The following is a 21,395-nucleotide window of genomic DNA, read 5'->3' as shown; positions in this document are numbered from 1 at the left end:
GCTGTGATGAGAATGGGCTTTGTTTTAGGGGGGGAGCTGAGTGGGACTCATGCTTTCATTTTTTTACTAAAGAGTTTATTAACATGTCTGAAAGTTTCAAAGAATTGTTTGAGCAAAGTATTGCTGGTGCTCAATTTTATCCTGGTGCCATTATCACTGCTAAAGTTATCGGTATTGATGATGATTATGTCATTTTAAATGCTGGACTTAAGTCCGAAGGTATTGTTGCCGTAGAAGAGTTTTACGACAAAGACGGAGCACTGGAAGTTAGCCTAGGCGATACTGTCGAAGTAGCATTGGATTCAGTTGAAGATGGCTACGGCGAGACGCTCCTTTCAAGAGAAAAAGCAAAACGTCAAGAAGCATGGCGCAAACTATCTAAATCACATGAAAACAACGAAACTGTTACTGGTCTTATCTCTGGTAAAGTTAAAGGTGGTTTCACTGTTGAGATTGGTACAATCCGCGCATTCTTACCTGGCTCATTAGTAGACGTCAGACCTGTAAGAGATCCTTCTTACTTAGAAGGCAAAGAGCTAGAGTTCAAAGTAATCAAGATGGACTTAAAGCGCAACAATATCGTTGTTTCTCGACGTGCGGTTGTTGAAGAGGAAAGCAGTGCTGACAGACAAGCCTTGCTTGAATCATTACATGATGGCCAAGAGCTTCATGGTATCGTTAAGAACCTTACTGACTACGGTGCATTCATTGACTTGGGCGGCATAGATGGCTTACTCCATATCACTGATATTTCTTGGAAGCGTGTGAAGCATCCAAGTGAATTATTGTCAGTTGGTCAAGACGTTAAAGTTAAAGTATTAAGTTTTGACAGCGAAAGAAACCGTGTTTCTTTAGGTATGAAACAATTAGGAAACGATCCTTGGGTTGACCTGGTTGAGCGTTATCCTTTACACAAGAAATTACAAGGTAAAGTTACTAACATTACTGATTACGGTTGCTTCGTTGAAATCGAAGAGGGCGTTGAAGGCTTAGTTCACATGTCTGAGATGGATTGGACTAACAAAAACGTTCACCCAAGCAAAGTTGTATCTATGGGTGATGTCGTTGATGTAATGGTTCTTGAAATTGATGAAGAACGTCGTCGTATTTCTTTAGGTATGAAACAATGCGTTGGCAATCCATGGCAGCAATTTGCTTCTACACACTCTAAAGGCCAAAAAGTAACTGGTAAGATTCGTTCAATTACTGATTTTGGTATTTTCATCGGCTTAGATGGCGAGATTGATGGTCTAGTTCATTTATCTGATATTTCTTGGACTGTAGCTGGCGAAGAAGCTGTGAAGCAGTTTAAGAAAGGTCAAGAATTAGAAGCTGTTATTCTTGCAATTGACCCAGAGCGTGAGCGTATTTCTTTAGGCTTGAAACAATTAGAAGGTGATAACTTCACAAGTTTTGTTGACGAGTACACTAAAGGTGCGATTGTTAAAGGTACAGTGACTGCAGTAGATGCAAAAACTGTTACTGTTGCTCTGTCTGATGACATTACTGGTACCATCCGTGCTAGCGAATTGTCTGATGAGCGTGTTGACGATGCAACAACTGTTGTCAAAGAAGGTGATGAAATCGAAGCGAAAATCATCAACGTTGACCGCAAAAACCGTTCAATTTCTCTTTCTGTGAAAGCGAAAGATGCTCAAGATGAAGCTGATGCTATTAAGAAGTATTCTAGAACAGAAGGTGCTTCTACAACTACTTTAGGTGATTTACTTAAAGAGAAAATGGCAAGCAAAGAAGGCGAGTAATTCCTTCTTAATCAGTAAGTTAAAAAGCGTAGATTCTATCTACGCTTTTTATTTTTCCGGAAGAATTAATGTAAGTGTTTACGTAATCGCGTTAAATTATGATAACGAAACTCGATTACGTAAACGCTTACATACAAATAAAGTCCAGCACCGTAGTTGAGTATTTATTCCAACTAAGGTGCGAATAAGTTAAGTTGTACTTATTGCAGAAATTGATTGTTGAGCCTGGCCGCTCAACCAACAAAAAAGGAACAATTATGCGCATAGTAATGCTGGTTATTTATATACTGCTTATTATTATTGGCGTTAGTTTTGCGGCATTAAATGCTGCTTCTGTGGATGTTAATTTTTATTTTAATACAGTATCTATGCCTATATCGGTTCTAATAACTATTATGTTAGGAATCGGGATTTTGATAGGGTTTATTCTCTTTATCGGACGCTATTGGCGTTTAAAGGCTGAATGCCTTAGAATAAGAAACCAGTTAAAGTTGACAGAAAAGGAAATTAAGAACCTGCGTTCAATACCTTTACAAGATCAACATTAATTTTATTATGATGGAACTAAATAAAAAAGCGAGAGGGGATATTAAATGATTGATTTGTGGCCATTACTATTGCCTGCTGCTGCGTGGTCAGGCTGGTGGGTAGCAAACCGCAATAAATCGAAACCTGATCCCAATCTTTATAATCGCTTGTCGCGTGAATATGTAGTTGGTTTGAATTATTTATTAAATGAGCAATCCGATAAAGCTGTAGATATTTTTATCAAATTATTAGAAGTCGATAGCGATACAGTGGAAACCCATTTGGCGCTAGGAAGCTTATTTAGACGTCGTGGTGAAGTTGACCGAGCCATTCGTATTCATCAAAATTTAATTGCCAGACCGCAACTTAGTATTCAGCAAAGAAAAGAGTCACTAATGGCATTGGGACAAGATTATATGAGCGCGGGGCTCTTTGATCGTGCCGAACGGATTTTTTTAGAAGTTGTTGAATTAGGCGGCTCAAAAGAAACGCGTAGTTTGCATGGTTTATTGGCAATATATCAACAAGAAAAAGCCTGGGAAAAGGCCTTAGATATTATTAAAAAATTGGAAATCTCTACGGGTACCAGTTTTCATACGCAGGCAGCGCATTATTATTGTGAAATGGCGAATCAAGCATTGAAGGCTAATGCCATTGATCGTGCCGCCTATTGCATTAAACAAGCAATGAATGTTGATTCAGATTCAGTGCGTGCAAGCCTGATGCATGCGGGTTTGGAAATGAAAGAAGGGCGTTATAAACATGCGATTCGTTCTTTAAAGCGCGTTCCGCAGCAAGATGCAGACTTTTTAACAGAGATTATTGAGCCATTAGTTCGATGCCACATGGAGTTAGATTCTATGGGTGATTGCATTAATTATCTTGAAGACACCTTGGAACATCATCCAAGGGCTTCAGTAATTTTTGTAATTGCGGACTATTTAAGGCAACACAAGAACATGGATGCCGCTATTGATTTTGTGGCGGATAATTTGAGCAAACATCCATCTATAAGAGGTTTAAACCATTTGATTAATTGGCACCTTGAATCGGCTCATGGAAAAGTGCGCGACAAATTACAAATGCTTTATGATATTACAAGCAAGTTTTTAGATAACAAACCAGTGTATCGATGTGGCCATTGTGGTTTTGGTGGTAAACATCTGCATTGGCATTGCCCGAGTTGCAAAAACTGGGGAAGAATGAAGCCTGTGCATGGCTTAGAAGGGTATTAGTGGTAACGTTTTGATAACGTAATGGATAAACCTATCAAGGCGATACGATTAACGTTTATACACTATATGAAGAGATTAAGATGCAATTTATCGATTTGAAAACACAATATTCTTTAATTGAGAACGAAGTTTTAAATGGCATACGCAATGTATTAAACCATGGTCAATACATCATGGGACCTGAAATCGCTCAATTGGAAGAGCAATTAGCGAATTTTGTAGGTGTTAAACATGCCATTGTGAATTCAAGTGGAACGGATGCTTTATTAATGGCTTTAATGGCATTAGAAATTCAACCTGGGGATGAAGTTATTACAAGTCCCTTTAGCTTTTTTGCGACGTCTGAAGTAATCAGCCTTTGCCATGCGAAACCTGTGTTTGTTGATATCGATCCTTTAACATACAACCTTGATCCTAATAAACTCGAAGCGGCGATTACAAGCAAAACTAAAGCCATTATGCCTGTTGGCTTATATGGCCAGTGTGCTGACCATGATGCGATTAATGTGATTGCTGATAAATATGGCATTGCAGTAATTGAAGATGCGGCCCAAAGCTTTGGTGCTACCTATAAAGGCAAGCGCTCCTGTGCTCTATCTACAATTGGTTGCACCAGCTTTTTCCCATCAAAGCCATTGGGCGGATATGGTGATTCTGGTGCTTGCTTTACGAATGATGACCAATTAGCGCAGAAATTAATCGAAGTGAGAATTCATGGGCAAAATGCACGCTATTGCCATAGCCGTATTGGTATCAATGGACGTATGGATACCATTCAAGCGGCTGTATTGCTTGAAAAAATGAAATTATTTCCCGATGAAATTATCATGCGTCAAAAAGTAGCTAAGCGCTACGATAATATGCTTTCTTCATTGGCCAGAACACCGTTTATCCATAGCCATAACACGAGTGTTTACGCTCAATATACGATTGAAGTGGATAATCGTGATGCGTTCCAAGAATCGATGCAGGCTGCAGGGATTCCAACAGCAGTACACTACCCCTCACCATTACATTTGCAAGCAGCAATGGCTTATTTAGGTTATTCTGAAGGTGATTTTCCTCATGCAGAGAAAGCCAGTCACCGTGTGATTAGCTTACCTATGCATCCTTACTTGCAAGAAGCTGAGCAAGTTCGAGTGCTGGAAGCTGTTAAAACAGCATTAATGCCTCAAGAAGAAGAGGTTATGGCCTAATGTCATCCCCACTAATTGTTGCACTGGATTTTAATCGTGAGCAGGATGCTCTTAATTTAGTTGATAAATTGGATCCTAAAGAGTGCTCCTTAAAAGTCGGCAGTGAGTTGTTTACGCTTTTTGGAACTCAGTTTGTGCGACAATTAGTTGATCGAAAATTTAAGGTTTTTTTAGATTTAAAATTTCATGATATTCCCAATACTGTAGCTAATGCCTGTAAGGCAGGTGCGGATTTAGGGGTTTGGATGATGAATGTCCATGCCTCTGGAGGAATGAACATGATGCACTCTGCAAGACAGGCTCTAGAGTCTTACGGGGTAAACAGACCAATCTTAATTGCCGTAACGGTGCTAACCAGTTTTAGCCAGGAGGACTTGGCTTCTATTGGCGTTACTATTCCTGTGATGGACCATGTTAAGAATTTAGCGCATTTAGCTAAGGAATCTGGTTTAGAGGGGGTAGTCAGTTCTGCGCATGAGGTCGGCGAAATTAAAAACGCTTGCGGAGCAGACTTCATTACGGTAACTCCGGGTATCCGATTAGCAACCGATGCTAAAAATGATCAAATACGGATCATGACTCCTGCGGAAGCAAGAGCAGCGGGTAGTGATTATTTGGTTGTTGGTCGTCCAATTACTCAAGCTGATGAGCCTGAAAAGGTAGTTGCTGCTATCTTGTCCCATATTAAATAGTTAAAGCACGAATAAGAATCCTACCTTAACCCTATCATAACTTGTATATTGTGGATCCAACATACACCTTGTACGCTAAAATATGAATTATTAATTGATTAAATTAAATATGAAAGCAAACATATCTTTTGATATCTGTTGCATGCACAGCGCTTTGTGCCATAGTAAATAAGTCAGAAAAATTAAGCAGATCTACGAATTAATAAGTTTGACGCATTACATCAAATCATGTTAAGTATATTTTATACAGGGGCTTAGGCCAGTTTTATATGATGTAGGCGAGACAGTAAGTAGTTTCCAGGATGGGGACTAGGAGTAAAACTTCCTACAAATAATTCACTATCAGGAGTCAAAGCAAAAAAAATATCCAGATGTTTATGGAAAGGACTTTCATACTCGGGAGCTAAGCGATGACACCACAACACGTACTAAGTCAACTACTCGAATCGGATACCAAATATCCCAAAAATCTAGACTTATTAAAAAAAATTATTATCACCGCTCAATTGGGTCGTTTACAAGTTAATGGATTGCCTCCTGATAATAAAATTTCATTAGCAAACTATCTTTTTGATAATGAAAACATGATGTTCGATTTTACTCGTTTAGGCGAAGAAAAAAGAAAGCAATTTACGCAATGGCTTTTGGGGCCGCATCAGAAAGATAAAACACGAGCCCATTTTAGAGGTGCTACAGTAAACGAGTATCGTGGGTTTACCGCAGAAGCTTTTCTGAACTGGTGGGGCATTGTTAAAAGTTGGATCCATAAACGATACTCAGAATACTGGAAAATTACCGATTTAAATATTTCCTTAAACTACCAATTAACTGGTGTGGAAATGTGTCATGGCAAACAGGGCATTTTAATTGGTTTTGATCAATTTTTGGCTCCTGGTACCGACACCAAATACCACGACCCAAATGACTCACAAAATGAACCTTTAGGTAATACGAAAAGAGTATTTATTACGGAAGATCTTGTGGATCAATTAATTCATAAGAAGATTCAAGAACTGGAATTTGAATCTATTTGCAAAAGTCCACATCCTCATTCTGTGTATGTTTCGAATCTACAAGAGCGTTTGGCACAGATGTATGATTATCGAAGCACCCAACGTTATTTGGCCCATCAGCCCTGGTATGTGCGCTTGTGGAATTGGATAATTCCTGGCTCTTACGAGACCAACCAAACAAAAAGTAATGTGGTGAAGGAAAATCATTTAGTTTCCTTATATCAAGACGAGACGGTACAAATTGACTACTACAGCAAAACCCAGGAAATTCTGGTTAGAGAGAAAAGACCAGACATTGATAATATTGTTTACTGCGGTGGTGGGGCAAAAATTTATGGGCATGTAGGTTTTTGGCAGGCACTCAATGAGGCCCAAATTCATCCTCGTAAGTTTGCAGGGAGCTCCGCTGGCGCGATTATGGCCTTACTCTGTTATTTAGGCTATAGCGCGAATGAAATTACTGAGTTCTTCAAAAACTTTAAACAAGAGCATTTAGTTCATTTTGATATTGATATAAATGGCATGTCCGACCCCCGCTCGTTAAAGACCGCTCTTGACTATGCAATTACCTATAAGTTAAACCAAGTTGTTACTCAATACGGTATTCCCTATCCACAAGGAAAAATTACCTTTGCGACGCTTGAAGCGATAAGAGTGCGTTTACCTGATTGTGGGTTGGGACAAGAGCTTGTGGTTACAGCAACCAATAAAAGGCTAGGAAAAACACGTTATTTTTCATTGCAGCGCTCGCCAGATTTTGAAGTGAGCGAAGCTGTGAAAATTTCTGCCAGTTTTCCCATTGTTTTTCGTTCCACGGTATTAGATGGGGACGAGCATAATGATGGAGGAATTTTAACTAACTTTCCAACAGAAGCATTCTTTGACGATCATGCGACTTTATTGGAGTCTGAATACGGTAACAATTTAAAGGTCTTAGCGGTCCAATTTGATAATGGTACGGAACGAACTGCAATTGATCGCATGATGGAGCGGGTTTATAAGGAACATTTCTTCATGAATTGGGGCTATCGCCTACTTACCGGTGTGGATGACCCCGCCAGTGGCTGGGAGCAAGACCGTTTAAAATTACGAAAATATGCATCCCAATCCATTGTGATTAATGTGGATAATGTTTCAACCACCTCCTTTACGGTTGACGAGGAAAACCGGAATAAAATGATTCAGGCTGGATATGATGCAACGATGGGATATTTAAAGCTGCGTTATGTCTGTAATGAGGAGGAAGGATATGAAAATGATGAGTACATGTATTCTAAATTTACTTGTTTAGGTGATTTATTATCTTATTGTTGCTACCGAGGAGAGCTACAGTGGTTTGATCGGATTAGTTGTATTGCCGTAGAAGCAAACCTACCAAACAAAGCAGGGGTACTAAGCCAAATTCAGGAATTAAGAGCATTATATTTTAATGAAAAACCCAAGGCCTCAGCTCAAAATAACAGCCTCACTGATGAGAATCCTTTAACCTTCTTTGGTAATGCAATACTGCAAGAGCCACTCTCTCTGATTCATAATGAAAATCATAAAGTCTTACTTGCGTTGTACCCGGTCTTCTTAATGTTAACTTCCGATTTATTAAAAGATAATGCGGATAAACGACTTTTTGAAGAAGCAAGACATGCTTTAGCACTACAGACTCCTTTTGCTAGTTTGGACTATTTGCGAAGGCTAAAACAGCCAATTAACGTGATGCTGCATATAGTGATTAATTTGCTTAAAGAATTGCACGAAAATCCGAGGCAAGAGGTTTATGATGCCTTTAAAGAAATAGTCAACGTATTTAAGAATAATCATTCTATTTATAAAAATGAATTTTATGCGCATTGGGATTTATCATTTACTCAAAGCCTACGTGTATTACATGTATTGAATAATTATTCGGATCCTGTGGCGACTAAATTGCTGATTTCTTTAAGTAGGGGAGAAGAGCCTTTACAAAATGTCGTTAATGGTGAATATTGTGAGGATTCTGATGAGATGCATCATTTAGCTGCTTTTACCCTATGAATGTACTGACGGAACATTTATTTCACGCTATACTGAATTTTTTGTCCGAGCCTAACTTATGTACAGTGATCTGACCCTTTACTATCTAAATCAAATAGGAATTAGGCCTTGGATTAAGAGAGAGGTGCTGCAAGAGCTACCTCAAAAAAAATCTAATGCGGTAAAATTGGCCGTATTTGTTTCATCAGCTCTGAGTACCAAAGCGCAATACTTGTTACAACAGATGATAGGCTATCTGAATTTACAGGATGATGAGTTTACTGTTATTTCTGCTCAAAAAGGTCAACTGCAGTCCCGAGGTACAAATTTAAGCCTTCTTGCAACATTAGTCTTTGGCCGAGGCCAAGACCAATTGTTTGCCAAGGAGCCAACTCCTGTTTTTAATACCTTTGATCTGGATTATATACTCAATAATCCCAGCCAAAAAAGAACGGTGTTTAAGGTTCTTAATGAAATTAAACTGTTAGTGTCTTAAGTTTTTGCCTTATGAAATTAAAGGGATTTACACTATTAGAATTACTACTCACTCTGATGTTGTTGCTTAGTTTATCTTTGGTTGCAGTAGCATCGTATTCTTCTTTTTTACATAAAAACGAGCGACAAACACTCATTGATGAACTAAAGAACTCAATAGCTTATGCGAAAACGCAGGCCCTTATCTTAAATAGCCCCGTTGTTCTTACTTCTTTAAATGATTCCTTAAATTGGGCTAGTGGGTTGCGGCTGAGTATTAAAAATAAAAAGACGAATAAAATAGAAACTCTTTACCAATGGCAATGGCAGCATCCTCGTTGGCAGCTGTCCTGGATTGGTGCTCGCTCAGGAAACAGAATTATTTTTTCTAATAATCCAGCTAATGCAATGTGTAACGGTCGTTTTATCCTGACAAGTAGGGATAACGATGAGCCCACAGAGATTATTTTAAATCGCTTGGGAAGAATAAGGGGCTAATCTAAACAGCCATCCTTAGTGTTAGAGGGATTGCTCCCGTTGCATTTAATTTCCCCATTTCAACCAGATTCTCTTCTACAGTTCTAACCAAAGAACTGGTTTTGGTTTCATTAAAAAAGAAAAAGTTAGTACCTCTGCTAACCGCCAGATTGACAGCACATGCGGCCAAATACACAACCCCCAGTCCGGCAATAGCCAAAGCAATATTCGCTAAAATATAGTTAATATTTCGATGATGGGCAAAATCTTCTTTGCTGGCATTGATGAAGCTTTGGCAATCAGCAATATATTGCTCTACGTGTAGATTATAATTGGTGAGAGACATAAATTTTAATTGATGCATCTTATGTTCAAGAGTCGCAGCTAATTGGCGGAGCTTTTCTGCTGCATCCACCGAATCTCTCTTTATTAAATCAACATGATGCGCTCTTAATAGGTTTGTCTGAGTTAAAATAGCCTCTATTCGGAGCATAGTTTGAGGATGATATCTAGTAAGAATGGTATTATTTTCCGCAACATCCATCACTTGAGAGTTTGCAAAATGCTCTATTGCTTTATCAATGGAGAAACGGAATATACTGTTCACTTGAAGCATACCTGCAAGAGTCGTTTCAATGATCGATTTAGTCGTATCATCTAAGCCATCGATACCAGTAAATAAAGTAGATAGACTGACATGATGTGCATTAGTGCAGGCACGTTCATGACTTCCCAGAGTGATAAGCGTTGAAAGGGTGGTATCGCGCCATAACTCGGCAATAATTCGTGCCATAGAAAATACATCTGACTTGCAGCTTTGTGATTGCCTGTCCCAAATTTCTGGTGCTTTATAAAGAGGAGTGCCTGGATATTTTTCATCAGGTGCCTCTGCGTATGTACTGAGTCCGAAATCAATAATGTTCACTGTTATTGGTTGGGTCCTCATATCAACCAAAATATTTTCGGGCTTTAGATCCCTATGGATGAGACTTTTATCAGTAACTTGCTCCTTGAGCGCGTTTAATAAGCCTTTAGTTAACTCCATACGTTGTTCTAAAGTTAAAACGTTTTTTCCAAATAAGTCATCTTGAATAATTGCATCTAATCCTCTCCCTTTAAATTGACGCATTACCAGGTAACTTACCAAACCATCCGACTTTTTTTCATAAGTGGGCTTTTTCAGTGCGAGGTACGGGGCCCTTTGGGATAAACAGTACTCTTTCCAGGCCTTTTGTGCAGAAAGGAGATCATTATGCCGTTGGATTTTGATTGCCCGGGATTTTCCGTTGTCATCATGTCCTTTAAAGCGAAAAGAGGTTTCATCGAATCGGAGTGTACCTTCTATTTCATAAACGCTCCCATAACTTCCAGTACCCAGCAGCCTGGCACTTATAAACTCATAACGAAGTCCCGTTTTTCCTTGTTTAGGCTGACGCATAATTACGTTAGATGAAAATGTAAAATAACTGTCTTCTGTAAAAGAATAAATCCTTTGATTTGACCAAGCATGAATGCCTTTTTTTACTTGTTCATTGAAGAATGCGCTAAGTTTTTTGGCATGTTCTGGAGAAAGGGTTTGGGGATTAATAATGAACATCATTGCTTGTTTTGAGGGTATAATATTGACCATATTTTACACGGGCAGCTCTTTTATGAGAAGTATTTTACCTAAAAAAGCCTTAGGTAAAAAAGATTGATTGTCGACTTGAGACGAAATAAGAGAAATCAATAACTTGTCGCTAAATCATTAATTTTGTAAGATGTGGGCGAGTCATTTTATCGCTGATCTAAAATTCATGCCAATTAATACGCGCCTTATTTTTTCACTAAAAGCCGAATGCTCTAGAAAGTTTTTAGAGTGGGTTAATTATAAACAATCATTAACCGATAAATTACGTGATATGCACGGGGATGCTCAGATTGAGCTTTTATCTCAACACTGGGTTAGAACCGACTTTTGGTCTAAAAGTCTGCTTGATGTGCGTGATCATTCTGTTTTTCAACGTGAAATTCTCATGAAAAGTCATGATATTCCTTATTGGTATGCACGGACGATTATCCCTCAGCGTTGTTATGATTTAGATACCGAATTCTTTGGTCGTCTGCGCAAAGAATCCGTTAAGAATCTGATTTTTAATATGGAGCAGGTAAAGCGAGTTAATTCCATTAATTATCCTGTAGATGATCAATGTGTTGAGTTTTATTGGGTAAAAAAATACATCCCCACGATTCGAGATGTGTTGTGGGTTCGCATTGCCGAATTTTCATTTATGGAAAAAGAATCGTTTTATTTAGTAGAAATTATGTTTCCTGAGTTAGGAGAAATTACTCCATGAAGTGGACTGCGTATTGGCGTCTTATGCGTTTTGATAAGCCGGTAGGAATTTTATTACTTTGGTTTCCTACTGCTTGGGCCTTGTGGCTGGCAAATAAAGGGATCCCCTCGTTTAAATTATTTGTTTTATTTTTAAGTGGCACATTATTAATGCGTGCCGCAGGTTGTGTGGTTAATGATATTGCGGATCGAAATATTGATAAACATGTTGCCCGTACCCGATTACGGCCGCTAACCTCAGGGGAAATTAGCCTAAAAGAGGCACTGGGCGTATTATTTATTTTATTGCTCGCAGCACTATTCATCTTACTCAGTTTGCCTAGGGATTGTTGGTATTTAGGTGTGATAGCCTTATTTATTTCTATTCTTTATCCCTTTTGTAAACGATTTTTAAGTGCCCCTCAGTTCATTTTAGGCCTGGCCTTCTCTATGGGAATTCCCATGGCTTATGTGGCTTCTAATGTACCAGTAAATACGGACTGTACTTTATTATTTCTATTAAACTTTGCCTGGATTGTGGCTTATGACACCATGTACGCCATGACTGATAAAGAAGATGATTTGCGTATCGGTGTAAAATCTACCGCAATTTATTTTGCCAGTTATGATCGGTTTATTATTGGCTTATTGCAAAGCGTTTTACATGGTCTATGGCTTTATTGGGCATTGAGTAACACTGTGGACAGCATCGTTTTTTATGGACTTTGGTTGGCCGCAGGCATGGTTTTGCTGTATCAGCAGAAATTAATTAGTAAACGTGAAAGAGCGCAATGTTTTAGAGCATTTATCATTAGTGTTTATTATGGTGCGCTCATGTGGCTTGCGGTGGCAACTGTCTTGTAATGCTACAGTTATATCTAAGTCAGTACTTTATGTTAAATACTTAATTGATCAGAAGTAGTCCATATGGTAGGATGCTTTCTTTTTTTGAGTATTTATTCATCATGGCGTATTATTTTGGTAGTAATGAGCAGGTCAATGGCGATATTAAATATAATGAACATGACTTTGCAGAAGCCTTAAAATATTATAAAAAGGGCCTTGGGCATTTGCATCAAATTGCAGCTCAACGAAATTTTACTCCCAATGGGCGCTATAACGATGCATTAGCTTATGTGCTTAGTGACGTCGTTGTTTGCTCCACAGACTTGCTTAGAGCATCGCTTAAAGGAAAATTAAATTATTCTGAGATAATGGAGGCATGGAAAGATATTAGTAGCACCCTCCAAGAGCTCGAAGTTGTTTACACTAGTGATAGTATTCAGCGATATACAGGCTCTCAGACAACATCAGAGCGAATGGACACGGTTTATTCTGCTGTGGCCCTGGCTGCAGAGGCGATCAGTGACCGATTGATCGATTGGCTTGATAAGGATATTAAAAAAAAACCCACCGAAAAACAATTTCTAAGTGCCTTAACCTGGTTATCTCGTGCGGTAGATAATCAGAATAAAGCCGGTTTGGATATTGAGACGGAACTACACTTAGGGTATCTAAACCTCCTCGAGCGCGCTTTTTACTGCGACAAAAACAAACGAATTCTTTTCCGCATTACTGACTATATCAAAAATAATTCATTGCATGATTTAGACTTAGAACCTGAGGAAAAACTGGAACTTCTCGGATATGAACTTTTAGTTGCTGTTGAGAATAATGACCAGTGTGCTCATGAGCTTGCTAGACAGTGCAAGGTGATTATGACGGATATCATGATGGAGGAAGAGTGCGAGTTGTTTCTTGATCTGCGTCAATTAATGACTCGCTTACCACGAGAGCTTGCTGATGAAGTGCTAGCTCCTATGAATGTTAGAAAGAAAAAAAAGCGTAAAAACGTTATCGAGGATGAGGAAGATGATACTGCTACGTCTACAGCACCTCTTGACATTACAATTGAAAGCCATGTAAAGCATAGAAAAGCCAATGATATTGAAGTAGATGGTGCTGTTTCTCTTAGAACCGCTGATGTAGTTGACTCTGAACCTATGCTTGATATTGATAGCCCAAGTGAGGCCAGCAGTGAATTAGCTCCCCATGTTGAACCACATACCTCTGTTAGGCCGGTTCTTCACACCACTACGTTGTTCACCGTGAGGCATACTTTTTTTGCACCTCAGGTTAACCCTACAGCGTTATCAGTAGAACCTAAAGGGCCTAAAGCGTTTAAAAAAGCTATGTATCATATTGCTGAACACTATAATAGCCCGGCATTCTTAGCGAATTTGTTATCAGTTGTAGCTGATTTTTATTATAAAAGTAGAGACTTACCTTTTAAAAATCTCCCTATAACTGCTTATTCATTGTATTGCATGGTTTTAAAATTAGACCCTCAACATAAAGTAGCGAAAAGCAGAATGGAGGCGATTTATAATCAAAATACACGGATGATTAAAGATAATAAGAATTTCTCAGGTTCTGCCCCATTTTTAGTTATCAATGCTCAGGATATCTTCGTTCACGCAATTAAAGATAATATTCGGGAAATTGAAACTTATATGATTGGGAAGCCAGAGCAATTAGATATTTTATTTAATCGCTTTATGCTTTTTGTTACTACGACAATAAAGAATGCGGGGATTGCGGGAAATCAATCTACTTTAATCGCTGAATTACTTAAGTCAAAATATGAAAACTCTATTTTAACAGCAACGTTAGAGCAAGTTTCACATCCTCATCACATGCATTTCTAATATGCTGCATTGCAACTAAGTGAAATAATCTAACCGAAGTTACAAGCTCCGTCATCCTGAACAGAGCGTGAAGCCCCTCAGGATGACGTGTTTTTGATATTAAAACGTTTCACTACCATTATCAGCAACTACACGAGTGTGTTTGCCATAAATTACCAAAATCTTTTGCTTATTTTTTAACTTGAGATCTTCAGATTGAACCACCGAAATAATCCCGCCAGACTTTAATTTAATAACGTACTCAACCCCACGTGTTTGGTTGTATCCATTATCGCCAAAGTCTCCGCTTGAAGTATTTTTTGCGCTGCTATTGCGGTGCAAATTAACGGTACGCTTGGAAATAACGGTACCTGGAATAACTTTTTTAATTTTGCCTACTTCATTGGCATCATATTCTCCAGGAGGAGTGGTTTTACAACTGCTTAAGGACAGTCCTAAAAGGGCCACAAAAATGAATTTAAATACGGACTTGTTTTTCATGGTAAATAAACTCCAATAAATGCTCATTGATTGCTTGGGCATTCTAGCGAATTTAGCTGTTTATTGCTATAAAAGCTAGGAAATAGCTAGTCTATAGTTCCAATCTATGTTTTTGTTAGCGTATCTTTTAATTCCGCTAATAAGCTACTTGCACCAATACGAAACCAACTTTTATCAATGGGCTTTGCTAATACTAACTCTGCTAATTTCGCATAATTGATTGCTTGGGTTGGTGTTTTAACGCCGCCCGATATTTTAATACCACATGGTGCTTTTGAATCTTTTATTGCTGTTAAGATGGTAAATACTGCGGGTAAAGAAGCACCTTGGGGAATTTTCCCTGTGGATGTTTTTAGAAAATTACATCCTATTTTAATTAATTGCTTACTTACTTCATCAATATCCTGAAGCTCAGAAAATGTGCCTGTTTCCAAGATTATTTTTAAGGTGCGATTCTTTTGCTTGCATAAATCAATAACTGCTTGGCATTGAGCTAATGCCTCATCTTTTCCACCGTTCAAATACAACCTATAGGGAAGTACATAGTCTATTTCTGTCGCATTTAATTCTATTGCAACATGAATTGATTCTAAAACCTGGTTAAGCTGCTGGTTGCCTTGGGGAAAATTAACCACGGTGGCTAACTCAATGACACCAAGATGCTCGAATAGTGGCAGATGTTTGCTGTAAACACATACAGCTGCAACCTGGCTTTCGTAGGCATTGTGCTTTAATTGAGATAAGGAGGCAGCTGAAGCCTCCTCATCTAACAAGGTGAGATCAAGTGAGTGAATTAATTGCTCAGCGCTAATTGCAGGATGACCCTGAACGCTAAGTAATAGCTCGATAACCTCATTTAATGATGATTCCAAAATCACTTAAGTCCTGCAATATATTCTTTAATCAACTTATTCAGCTGTTTTGCCGCATTAGCAGCCATTTCAACCACGGTATCATGATTATGGGCTGTCTGAGTTAAGCCTGTAGCATAATTCGTAATGGTCGCAATAACCGCTACTTGCATGCCACAATGATTCGCTACCAATACTTCAGGCACTGTAGACATTCCTACTGCATCAGCCCCCCAAATTTTAAAGGCTTTAATTTCAGCAGCTGTTTCATAGTGTGGCCCTAATACTGAAATATAAACACCCTGAGCTAGTTTAATTGATTGTTTTTGTGCAATTGCAAGTAAGTCCTGGCGCATGGTTTTATCATAAGCATTGTCGAGCGGGTAGAATCGAGGGCCAAATTCATCATCATTGGGTCCAATTAAAGGATTGTGGGGTTGTAAGTTGATGTGATCGTGAATCAGCATTAACTCACCAGGTCCTACATCTTCTCTTAAGGAGCCGGAAGCGTTCGTTGCAATAAAATAGGTACATCCTAATAATTTTAAAGTACGAACATAGGTTTTTACTGTTTCGTAATTTTCTAAACCTTCATAGGTATGAGCTCGTCCTTGCAAGCAGACAACACCAACACCATTCCAATAACCAAGGATTAAATTTCCTCCATGACCATGCACGGTGATTTTAGGAAAACCAGGCAGATCGTCAAAGCTAATTCGAACTGAGTCTTGTAATTCATCAGCAAATTGACCTAAACCAGAGCCTAAAACAACAGCAACGGTTGGTGTAAACGATGGGTGCAAATTTTTAATATAATCCGCTGCTAAATGGGGATAGCTCTGCTTTTCTGCAGTGTTCATCATACAAATTATCCTATTAGGGGTTAAAATCAAAAGCCAAGGGCAAAAGTTCTTTATCGGAGATACTACGAATGACTGAATCTTTAGTACAGAGATGTATCATCGTATCCGGAGTTGAAAACTCATGAATTCTTTGTCGGCATGCGCCGCAAGGAGAACATAATGTATTTGTCCCCGCAAGTACGACCATACTTTTAATACGCTGCTCACCGGCTGTAACCATCGCTGATATAGCGGATGTTTCAGCACAGACAGTTAACCCATAGGAACCATTTTCAACATTGGTCCCTGTGTAAAAGTTATCATTTTCAGTACGGATACAGCATGCAACAGTAAATTTAGAGTAGGGCGCATAGGAGTGCGCAAGCACAGCATGTGCCTGGGAAATCATTTTCGCGATTACTGGGTCCATTTTATCTCTTGCCTGAACAAAATTGAAAAGGCTAGATTATAGAGTAGAAGTTATTGTATGGCTAGATTATTCGAACGCTTATCATTGATATCGACGACTAGAGGAGCGTTATTCTCTGGCACCACTCTAGGAGGCTCTTGGAAGATTTGGACTGTATGCACAGGTGCATGAGTATTCGTATGATCCTTTTGAGGTGATACACTTGCACCTAGCCCTTTTTCCATTGCATCAGCTGATGAGGTAAAGGTTGTGGGATGATCACCAAAATTATAGTCTAATAAATGTTCACAAGCTAAAACGCCAAAACCTGCACAAACAAGAATAGTGAAGATAGAAAGCGGCATAGTGATCGGGGGAAATACAAACATTATTGTAGCTGAAATAGCGCTGATTACACTGATAATTGACGTAGATAAAGCGTAGGATGTATAGGCTTCTTGTTGTGAATAAGAAAAATCTTGATCTTTAGGTGGATTATTTAGTTTATGATATTCACCAATAGTCCAAAAGGTATTGCCAAGTACAAAAAGCCAGGCTGCTGGTGGGAATAAGGCGGGCACAAAAATAGCGGCAACACTAACGGCGGTTGCGATAAATCCAGTTAATGATGAATAAAGGAATTGTTCTTTGATTTGTGCAAAGCCATACCATTCTTTATCAGCTCGCTCATGTTCGGGCTGGTTATAGCTTGCAGCAAACCAGAAGCTGTAGGCAACAAGATAGAGGCCTAATGAAAGAAATCGGAAGGCCGCCGCAGCCGCAGCAAAGGGCACGTACTGAAGCTTGGATGCTATAAAGCCGGTAAAGAAAAGAGGGCCACTCGATTTTTCTAAATATTTATTATTCGGCATATAGAAGTATTCCGATTGCTTTATGTCTTGCATATTGTATCTTAATTGGACAAGAAAATCTAGTGTTTATAGACGCTGGGTAGCCTAGCTCTCCCTGGTTAACATTTATCCGGCGTTGAGAATTTTATGTACCAAGGTGAGCTGGCTTATGGGTAATGAGGCTACGATGTTGAGCTATCACTTTTAGCTTCTTGTGTTTTAAGTTTTATCCGTACTAATAAACCACCATCTGGATTATTTTCAGCAGCAATACTCCCTTGGTGTAACTGGACGGCGCGGAGCGCGATGGCTAAGCCTAAACCATATCCCCCTGTTTTCTTCTCGCGAGCGGTATCGACACGATAGAAGGGATTAAATATTTTTTCGAGTTGTTCCTCTGGAACCCCCGGACCTTTATCACTAATTTCAATAGATACATGTTCTTTGTTTGCATCATAGCGTAATGAGACGCGAATTTGCTCTGTGTCTGGAGAGTAACGTAAGGCATTACGTACGATATTCTCGATGGCGCGATGAATTAAGCGGTGATCAACCAATAATTGGCAAGGATCTAGTTGTTCGGTATGCACGCGAGCTATTTCGTGGTTACATTCATAATTTGCATCTTGAACAATACTTTGCAGGAGGGCGGGTATATCTACTAGAGAGGGATGCAATTCGGTAGTCGATTTATCCAGTCGGGCAAAATCTAACACTTCAGTAATTAGCGCATTTAAGCGCAAGCATTCCAGCTCCATACGTTTAAATTCAGTTTCAGCTAGTTGATGGGTTTTATTTCGCCCTAATTCAATTGCAATTTGCAAACGCGCTAGAGGTGAGCGTAATTCATGAGAAATATCCTGTAATAAGCGTTCTTTTGAGTTCACTAATGCTTCAATTTTTTCAGCCATACGATCAAATTCATCACTTAGTTCGGCGATCTCGTCTTTATGGTGCCCCTTTAATTGGCCAACACGCGTATTTAGTTGGCCTTTGGCAATTGATTTTGCTGCCATTCCTAGTGAGCGTAAAGGTTGGGTCAGGTAGCGTGACAGTAAGTAGCAAATCAGACCACTAATGAAGGTTGCCAAGATAAGACGTAGGGCGAGTCCTGCCCAAGGGATGCCCACAAAATGAGAAATAGGTTTCTCACTTACTGCAGCCAAACGATAGAATTTACCGGAGGTGGATAGAATTTCATGGCTGACAATCAGTTTTCCTGACTTCAAAATCCCTTCACTTAATTGATCTTTAAGTAAATTTTCTGCAACTACTTTGACATTCTCCGGAGGGGCTTCTGTACTGATAATTTCGCCTGTACTCGAAATTAGGAACAGGGTCATATGCCGAGAAATACCAATTTTATTCAGCCATTTTAGAAGTGCTGCGTGTTCTCCTGACTCAAAAGTAGCTACAGCTGCATTGGCATAGCTGTCCATAAAAAGCTGTTCTTGAGCCGGTAAAGAAGATTTTTGGGCCACATGACTGATAACCCAAGCTGTAGTGATAATGATAAGGACCGTTGCTAACCAGAAAGAAACGAAAATTTTCCAATATAAACTACGCATTAAATAAATACCCAAAGCCTCTTACTGTTTTTACTATGGGTTCACCTTCTGGATTATCGCCTAATTTATTTCTTAAATTACTAATGTGCACATCGATGCTGCGATCATAGGCCGTGTATTTTCTTCCCAGTGCATATTCGGTCAGCTCTTCTTTAGAAAATGCCTGCCCTGGGGATTTAATTAACATTTCGAGAATATTAAATTCGGCATTGGTTAATTCGAGATACTGCCCAGCCATTGTGACGTGCCGTTTAGAGCAATCGACAACAATATTATGATGCTCAATTATGGGTTTGCTCGTAGGTATTTTTTGTGTACGTCTTAAGATGGCACGCAACCTGGCAACTAATTCGCGCGGGTTACATGGTTTTGGTAAATAGTCATCTGCCCCAATTTCCAAGCCTACAATACGATCAATGTCATCGCCTCGGGCAGTTAACATGAGCACCGGTGTTTCTAGATGTTCACGAATCAATTTTAATACTTCAAAACCATTTAATTTCGGGAGCATCACATCCAGAATAATGGCGTCAAAAGGCTGATTTAATGCTTTTTTCACGCCACTTTCACCATCGTGCACGCAAATAGCATGATAGCCTTCTGGCTCTAAGTATTGGGCTAGCAAATCAGTTAATTCCGTATCGTCATCGATTACAAGTATATTTCCATTCATGATATGCCTTGGTTTAAGAGCGTTTCTCAATGCACTCTATAAGCTTAATTCGGCGTGCATCTGCATTAATGATTTTAAATTCCAAAGAACCAATGGTTATGGTTTCTCCCCGTGTAGGTAAGTAACCAAAACTATTCATCACAATTCCACCAATTGTATCATAGGTGTCATTGCTAAAATTAGTGTTAAGCTGTTCATTAAATTCGTCAATTGGTGTATGCGCTTTAACAATATAGTGCCCATTGTCATGCGCTTTAATATAGGCATCTTCGTCAATATCGAATTCATCTTCAATATCCCCAATGATTTGTTCAATGATGTCTTCAATCGTTACAAATCCGGAAACCTCTCCGTATTCATCCACGACAATTGCCATATGATTTTTATTGCTGCGAAACTCGCTAAGCAAACTATCAAGACGCCTGCTTTCAGGCACAAAAGTAACATGTCGACAAATATCCACTAAATCAAAGGAACTGCTGTTATCCGCTTGATTGCGTAGCAAGTCTTTAGCATGCAATATACCAATTACTTCATCGCCATTCTCATCGGTTACTGGAAAGCGCGAATGGCCAGTTTGAGTCACTGTTTTGATAATATTGTTGTATTCATCATTTTGTTTGAAGCAAACCATTTGGTTTTTCGGCAACATAATGTCACGAACACGCATTTGCGAGAAAAGAATAGCCCCCTCAATCATTCCTAATGTTTCTGAATTGATAAGGGAACGAATTTGAGCGTCTCTCAATAAGCTAACCAGCTCTTCTTGATTTTGCGGTTCACCCTGTAAAAAATGTTTTAAGCGCGCAAACCACGAACTACCATCTTCCTCTTTAGTCAAGTTGATTACCCTCTGCATCGTAAGGATTAGTATAACCTAATTCAGCGAGCAATTTAATTTCAATTGCCTGCATCACGGCGGCATCTTCATCCTTAATATGATCATAGCCTAATAAGTGCAGTATTCCATGAATCAGTATTAAGCTCCAGTGAGCATCTAACGTTTTATTGAGCTCTTTGCATTCTGTAAGTAATACATGGGGGCAAATGATTACATCGCCTAAAAGAGGGTATTCCAGTGGAATTTCCGGAGGTAATTCACTGGGAAATGACAGAACATTTGTGGGCTTATCTTTTTTTCTGTACGTATGATTTAACTGAGTGATTTCTTCTGGAGTAACAAAGCGGACGGTTAGTTCCGCTTCTTTTTTGTAATCCCTCAATGTGAGTGAAGCCAAACGCGTTATTTGATCCTCATCCATTGCCAGAGGTTCATCTGTTGCATTTTGAATATCTATGTAATAAGTCATAATA

Annotated in this window: 21 protein-coding genes; 11 read left to right on the top strand and 10 right to left on the bottom strand. The window is 39.1% G+C overall.

Annotated elements, in window-relative coordinates; genetic code table 11:
* The first annotated feature begins 83 nt into the window (after positions 1–83).
* The 8 genes from rpsA to ACD661_RS04230 all read left to right on the top strand — a co-directional run bounded on the left by rpsA (position 84) and on the right by ACD661_RS04230 (position 9,406).
* Positions 84–1,763, top strand: coding sequence for a 30S ribosomal protein S1 (gene rpsA, locus ACD661_RS04265; RefSeq protein WP_400186567.1), 1,680 nt, complete (start codon positions 84–86; stop codon positions 1,761–1,763).
* A 257-nt stretch (positions 1,764–2,020) separates the two neighbouring features.
* Positions 2,021–2,311 (top strand): lipopolysaccharide assembly protein LapA domain-containing protein, encoded by a 291-nt coding sequence (locus tag ACD661_RS04260; RefSeq protein ID WP_058535274.1) that lies wholly within the window; start codon positions 2,021–2,023, stop codon positions 2,309–2,311.
* 45 nt (positions 2,312–2,356) lie between these two features.
* Complete coding sequence (gene lapB, locus ACD661_RS04255; RefSeq protein ID WP_400186566.1) at positions 2,357–3,526, top strand: lipopolysaccharide assembly protein LapB; 1,170 nt, start codon at positions 2,357–2,359, stop codon at positions 3,524–3,526.
* An 80-nt stretch (positions 3,527–3,606) separates the two neighbouring features.
* Complete coding sequence (locus tag ACD661_RS04250) at positions 3,607–4,722, top strand: DegT/DnrJ/EryC1/StrS family aminotransferase (RefSeq protein WP_400186565.1); 1,116 nt, start codon at positions 3,607–3,609, stop codon at positions 4,720–4,722.
* Positions 4,722–5,414, top strand: coding sequence for an orotidine-5'-phosphate decarboxylase (gene pyrF, locus ACD661_RS04245; protein WP_400186563.1), 693 nt, complete (start codon positions 4,722–4,724; stop codon positions 5,412–5,414). Before ACD661_RS04250 ends, pyrF begins: the two co-directional genes overlap by 1 nt.
* 410 nt (positions 5,415–5,824) lie before the next feature.
* Positions 5,825–8,455: a Dot/Icm T4SS effector VpdC gene (vpdC, locus tag ACD661_RS04240; protein ID WP_400186561.1), complete on the top strand. Its 2,631-nt coding sequence runs from the start codon at positions 5,825–5,827 to the stop codon at positions 8,453–8,455.
* A 58-nt stretch (positions 8,456–8,513) separates the two neighbouring features.
* Positions 8,514–8,930 (top strand): DNA polymerase III subunit psi, encoded by a 417-nt coding sequence (locus tag ACD661_RS04235; protein ID WP_400186560.1) that lies wholly within the window; start codon positions 8,514–8,516, stop codon positions 8,928–8,930.
* An 11-nt stretch (positions 8,931–8,941) separates the two neighbouring features.
* Complete coding sequence (locus ACD661_RS04230) at positions 8,942–9,406, top strand: GspH/FimT family protein (protein ID WP_400186559.1); 465 nt, start codon at positions 8,942–8,944, stop codon at positions 9,404–9,406.
* Position 9,407: 1 nt separating this feature from the next.
* Here ACD661_RS04230 and ACD661_RS04225 read toward each other — a convergent pair whose 3' ends face one another.
* Entirely contained in the window at positions 9,408–11,015 is a 1,608-nt protein-coding gene (locus ACD661_RS04225; protein ID WP_400186557.1) for a protein kinase domain-containing protein, read from the bottom strand.
* Between the two features lie 166 nt (positions 11,016–11,181).
* Between ACD661_RS04225 and ACD661_RS04220 the strand changes: the two genes are divergently transcribed.
* The 3 genes from ACD661_RS04220 (at position 11,182) to ACD661_RS04210 (ending at position 14,407) form a co-directional block, all read left to right on the top strand.
* Complete coding sequence (locus ACD661_RS04220; RefSeq protein WP_400186556.1) at positions 11,182–11,721, top strand: chorismate--pyruvate lyase family protein; 540 nt, start codon at positions 11,182–11,184, stop codon at positions 11,719–11,721.
* Positions 11,718–12,563: a 4-hydroxybenzoate octaprenyltransferase gene (ubiA, locus tag ACD661_RS04215; protein WP_400186555.1), complete on the top strand. Its 846-nt coding sequence runs from the start codon at positions 11,718–11,720 to the stop codon at positions 12,561–12,563. The genes ACD661_RS04220 and ubiA overlap by 4 nt, the downstream gene beginning before the upstream one ends.
* Before the next feature lie 101 nt (positions 12,564–12,664).
* The gene (locus ACD661_RS04210; protein WP_400186553.1) at positions 12,665–14,407 is read left to right on the top strand and encodes a hypothetical protein; all 1,743 of its coding nucleotides are present in this window, start codon (positions 12,665–12,667) and stop codon (positions 14,405–14,407) included.
* A 99-nt stretch (positions 14,408–14,506) separates the two neighbouring features.
* Here the strand turns inward: ACD661_RS04210 and ACD661_RS04205 are convergent, their stop codons facing one another.
* The 9 genes from ACD661_RS04205 to ybeY form a co-directional block, all read right to left on the bottom strand.
* Positions 14,507–14,887, bottom strand: a complete 381-nt coding sequence (locus ACD661_RS04205) for a hypothetical protein (protein ID WP_400186551.1) — start codon at positions 14,885–14,887, stop codon at positions 14,507–14,509.
* 104 nt (positions 14,888–14,991) lie between these two features.
* Positions 14,992–15,765, bottom strand: a complete 774-nt coding sequence (deoC, locus tag ACD661_RS04200) for a deoxyribose-phosphate aldolase (RefSeq protein ID WP_400186549.1) — start codon at positions 15,763–15,765, stop codon at positions 14,992–14,994.
* Positions 15,762–16,601 (bottom strand): purine-nucleoside phosphorylase, encoded by an 840-nt coding sequence (locus tag ACD661_RS04195; RefSeq protein WP_400186547.1) that lies wholly within the window; start codon positions 16,599–16,601, stop codon positions 15,762–15,764. The genes deoC and ACD661_RS04195 overlap by 4 nt, the downstream gene beginning before the upstream one ends.
* A gap of 13 nt (positions 16,602–16,614) precedes the next feature.
* Positions 16,615–17,010 (bottom strand): cytidine deaminase, encoded by a 396-nt coding sequence (gene cdd, locus ACD661_RS04190; RefSeq protein ID WP_400186545.1) that lies wholly within the window; start codon positions 17,008–17,010, stop codon positions 16,615–16,617.
* Between the two features lie 50 nt (positions 17,011–17,060).
* Complete coding sequence (locus ACD661_RS04185; RefSeq protein WP_400186544.1) at positions 17,061–17,894, bottom strand: hypothetical protein; 834 nt, start codon at positions 17,892–17,894, stop codon at positions 17,061–17,063.
* 128 nt (positions 17,895–18,022) lie between these two features.
* Positions 18,023–19,408: a two-component system sensor histidine kinase CpxA gene (gene cpxA, locus ACD661_RS04180; protein WP_400186542.1), complete on the bottom strand. Its 1,386-nt coding sequence runs from the start codon at positions 19,406–19,408 to the stop codon at positions 18,023–18,025.
* Positions 19,401–20,081: a two-component system response regulator CpxR gene (gene cpxR / locus ACD661_RS04175; RefSeq protein WP_400186541.1), complete on the bottom strand. Its 681-nt coding sequence runs from the start codon at positions 20,079–20,081 to the stop codon at positions 19,401–19,403. The genes cpxA and cpxR overlap by 8 nt, the downstream gene beginning before the upstream one ends.
* Before the next feature lie 13 nt (positions 20,082–20,094).
* Entirely contained in the window at positions 20,095–20,922 is an 828-nt protein-coding gene (locus ACD661_RS04170; RefSeq protein WP_400186539.1) for an HlyC/CorC family transporter, read from the bottom strand.
* Positions 20,915–21,391, bottom strand: a complete 477-nt coding sequence (gene ybeY, locus ACD661_RS04165; RefSeq protein ID WP_400186538.1) for an rRNA maturation RNase YbeY — start codon at positions 21,389–21,391, stop codon at positions 20,915–20,917. The genes ACD661_RS04170 and ybeY overlap by 8 nt, the downstream gene beginning before the upstream one ends.
* Positions 21,392–21,395: the final 4 nt, after the last annotated feature.

This window comes from Legionella lytica (assembly GCF_044626755.1).
In the GTDB taxonomy this organism is placed as follows: Bacteria; Pseudomonadota; Gammaproteobacteria; order Legionellales; family Legionellaceae; genus Legionella; species Legionella lytica_A.
Note: the sequence above shows the minus strand (reverse complement) of the source record. Positions and strands in the feature narration are given on the sequence as shown.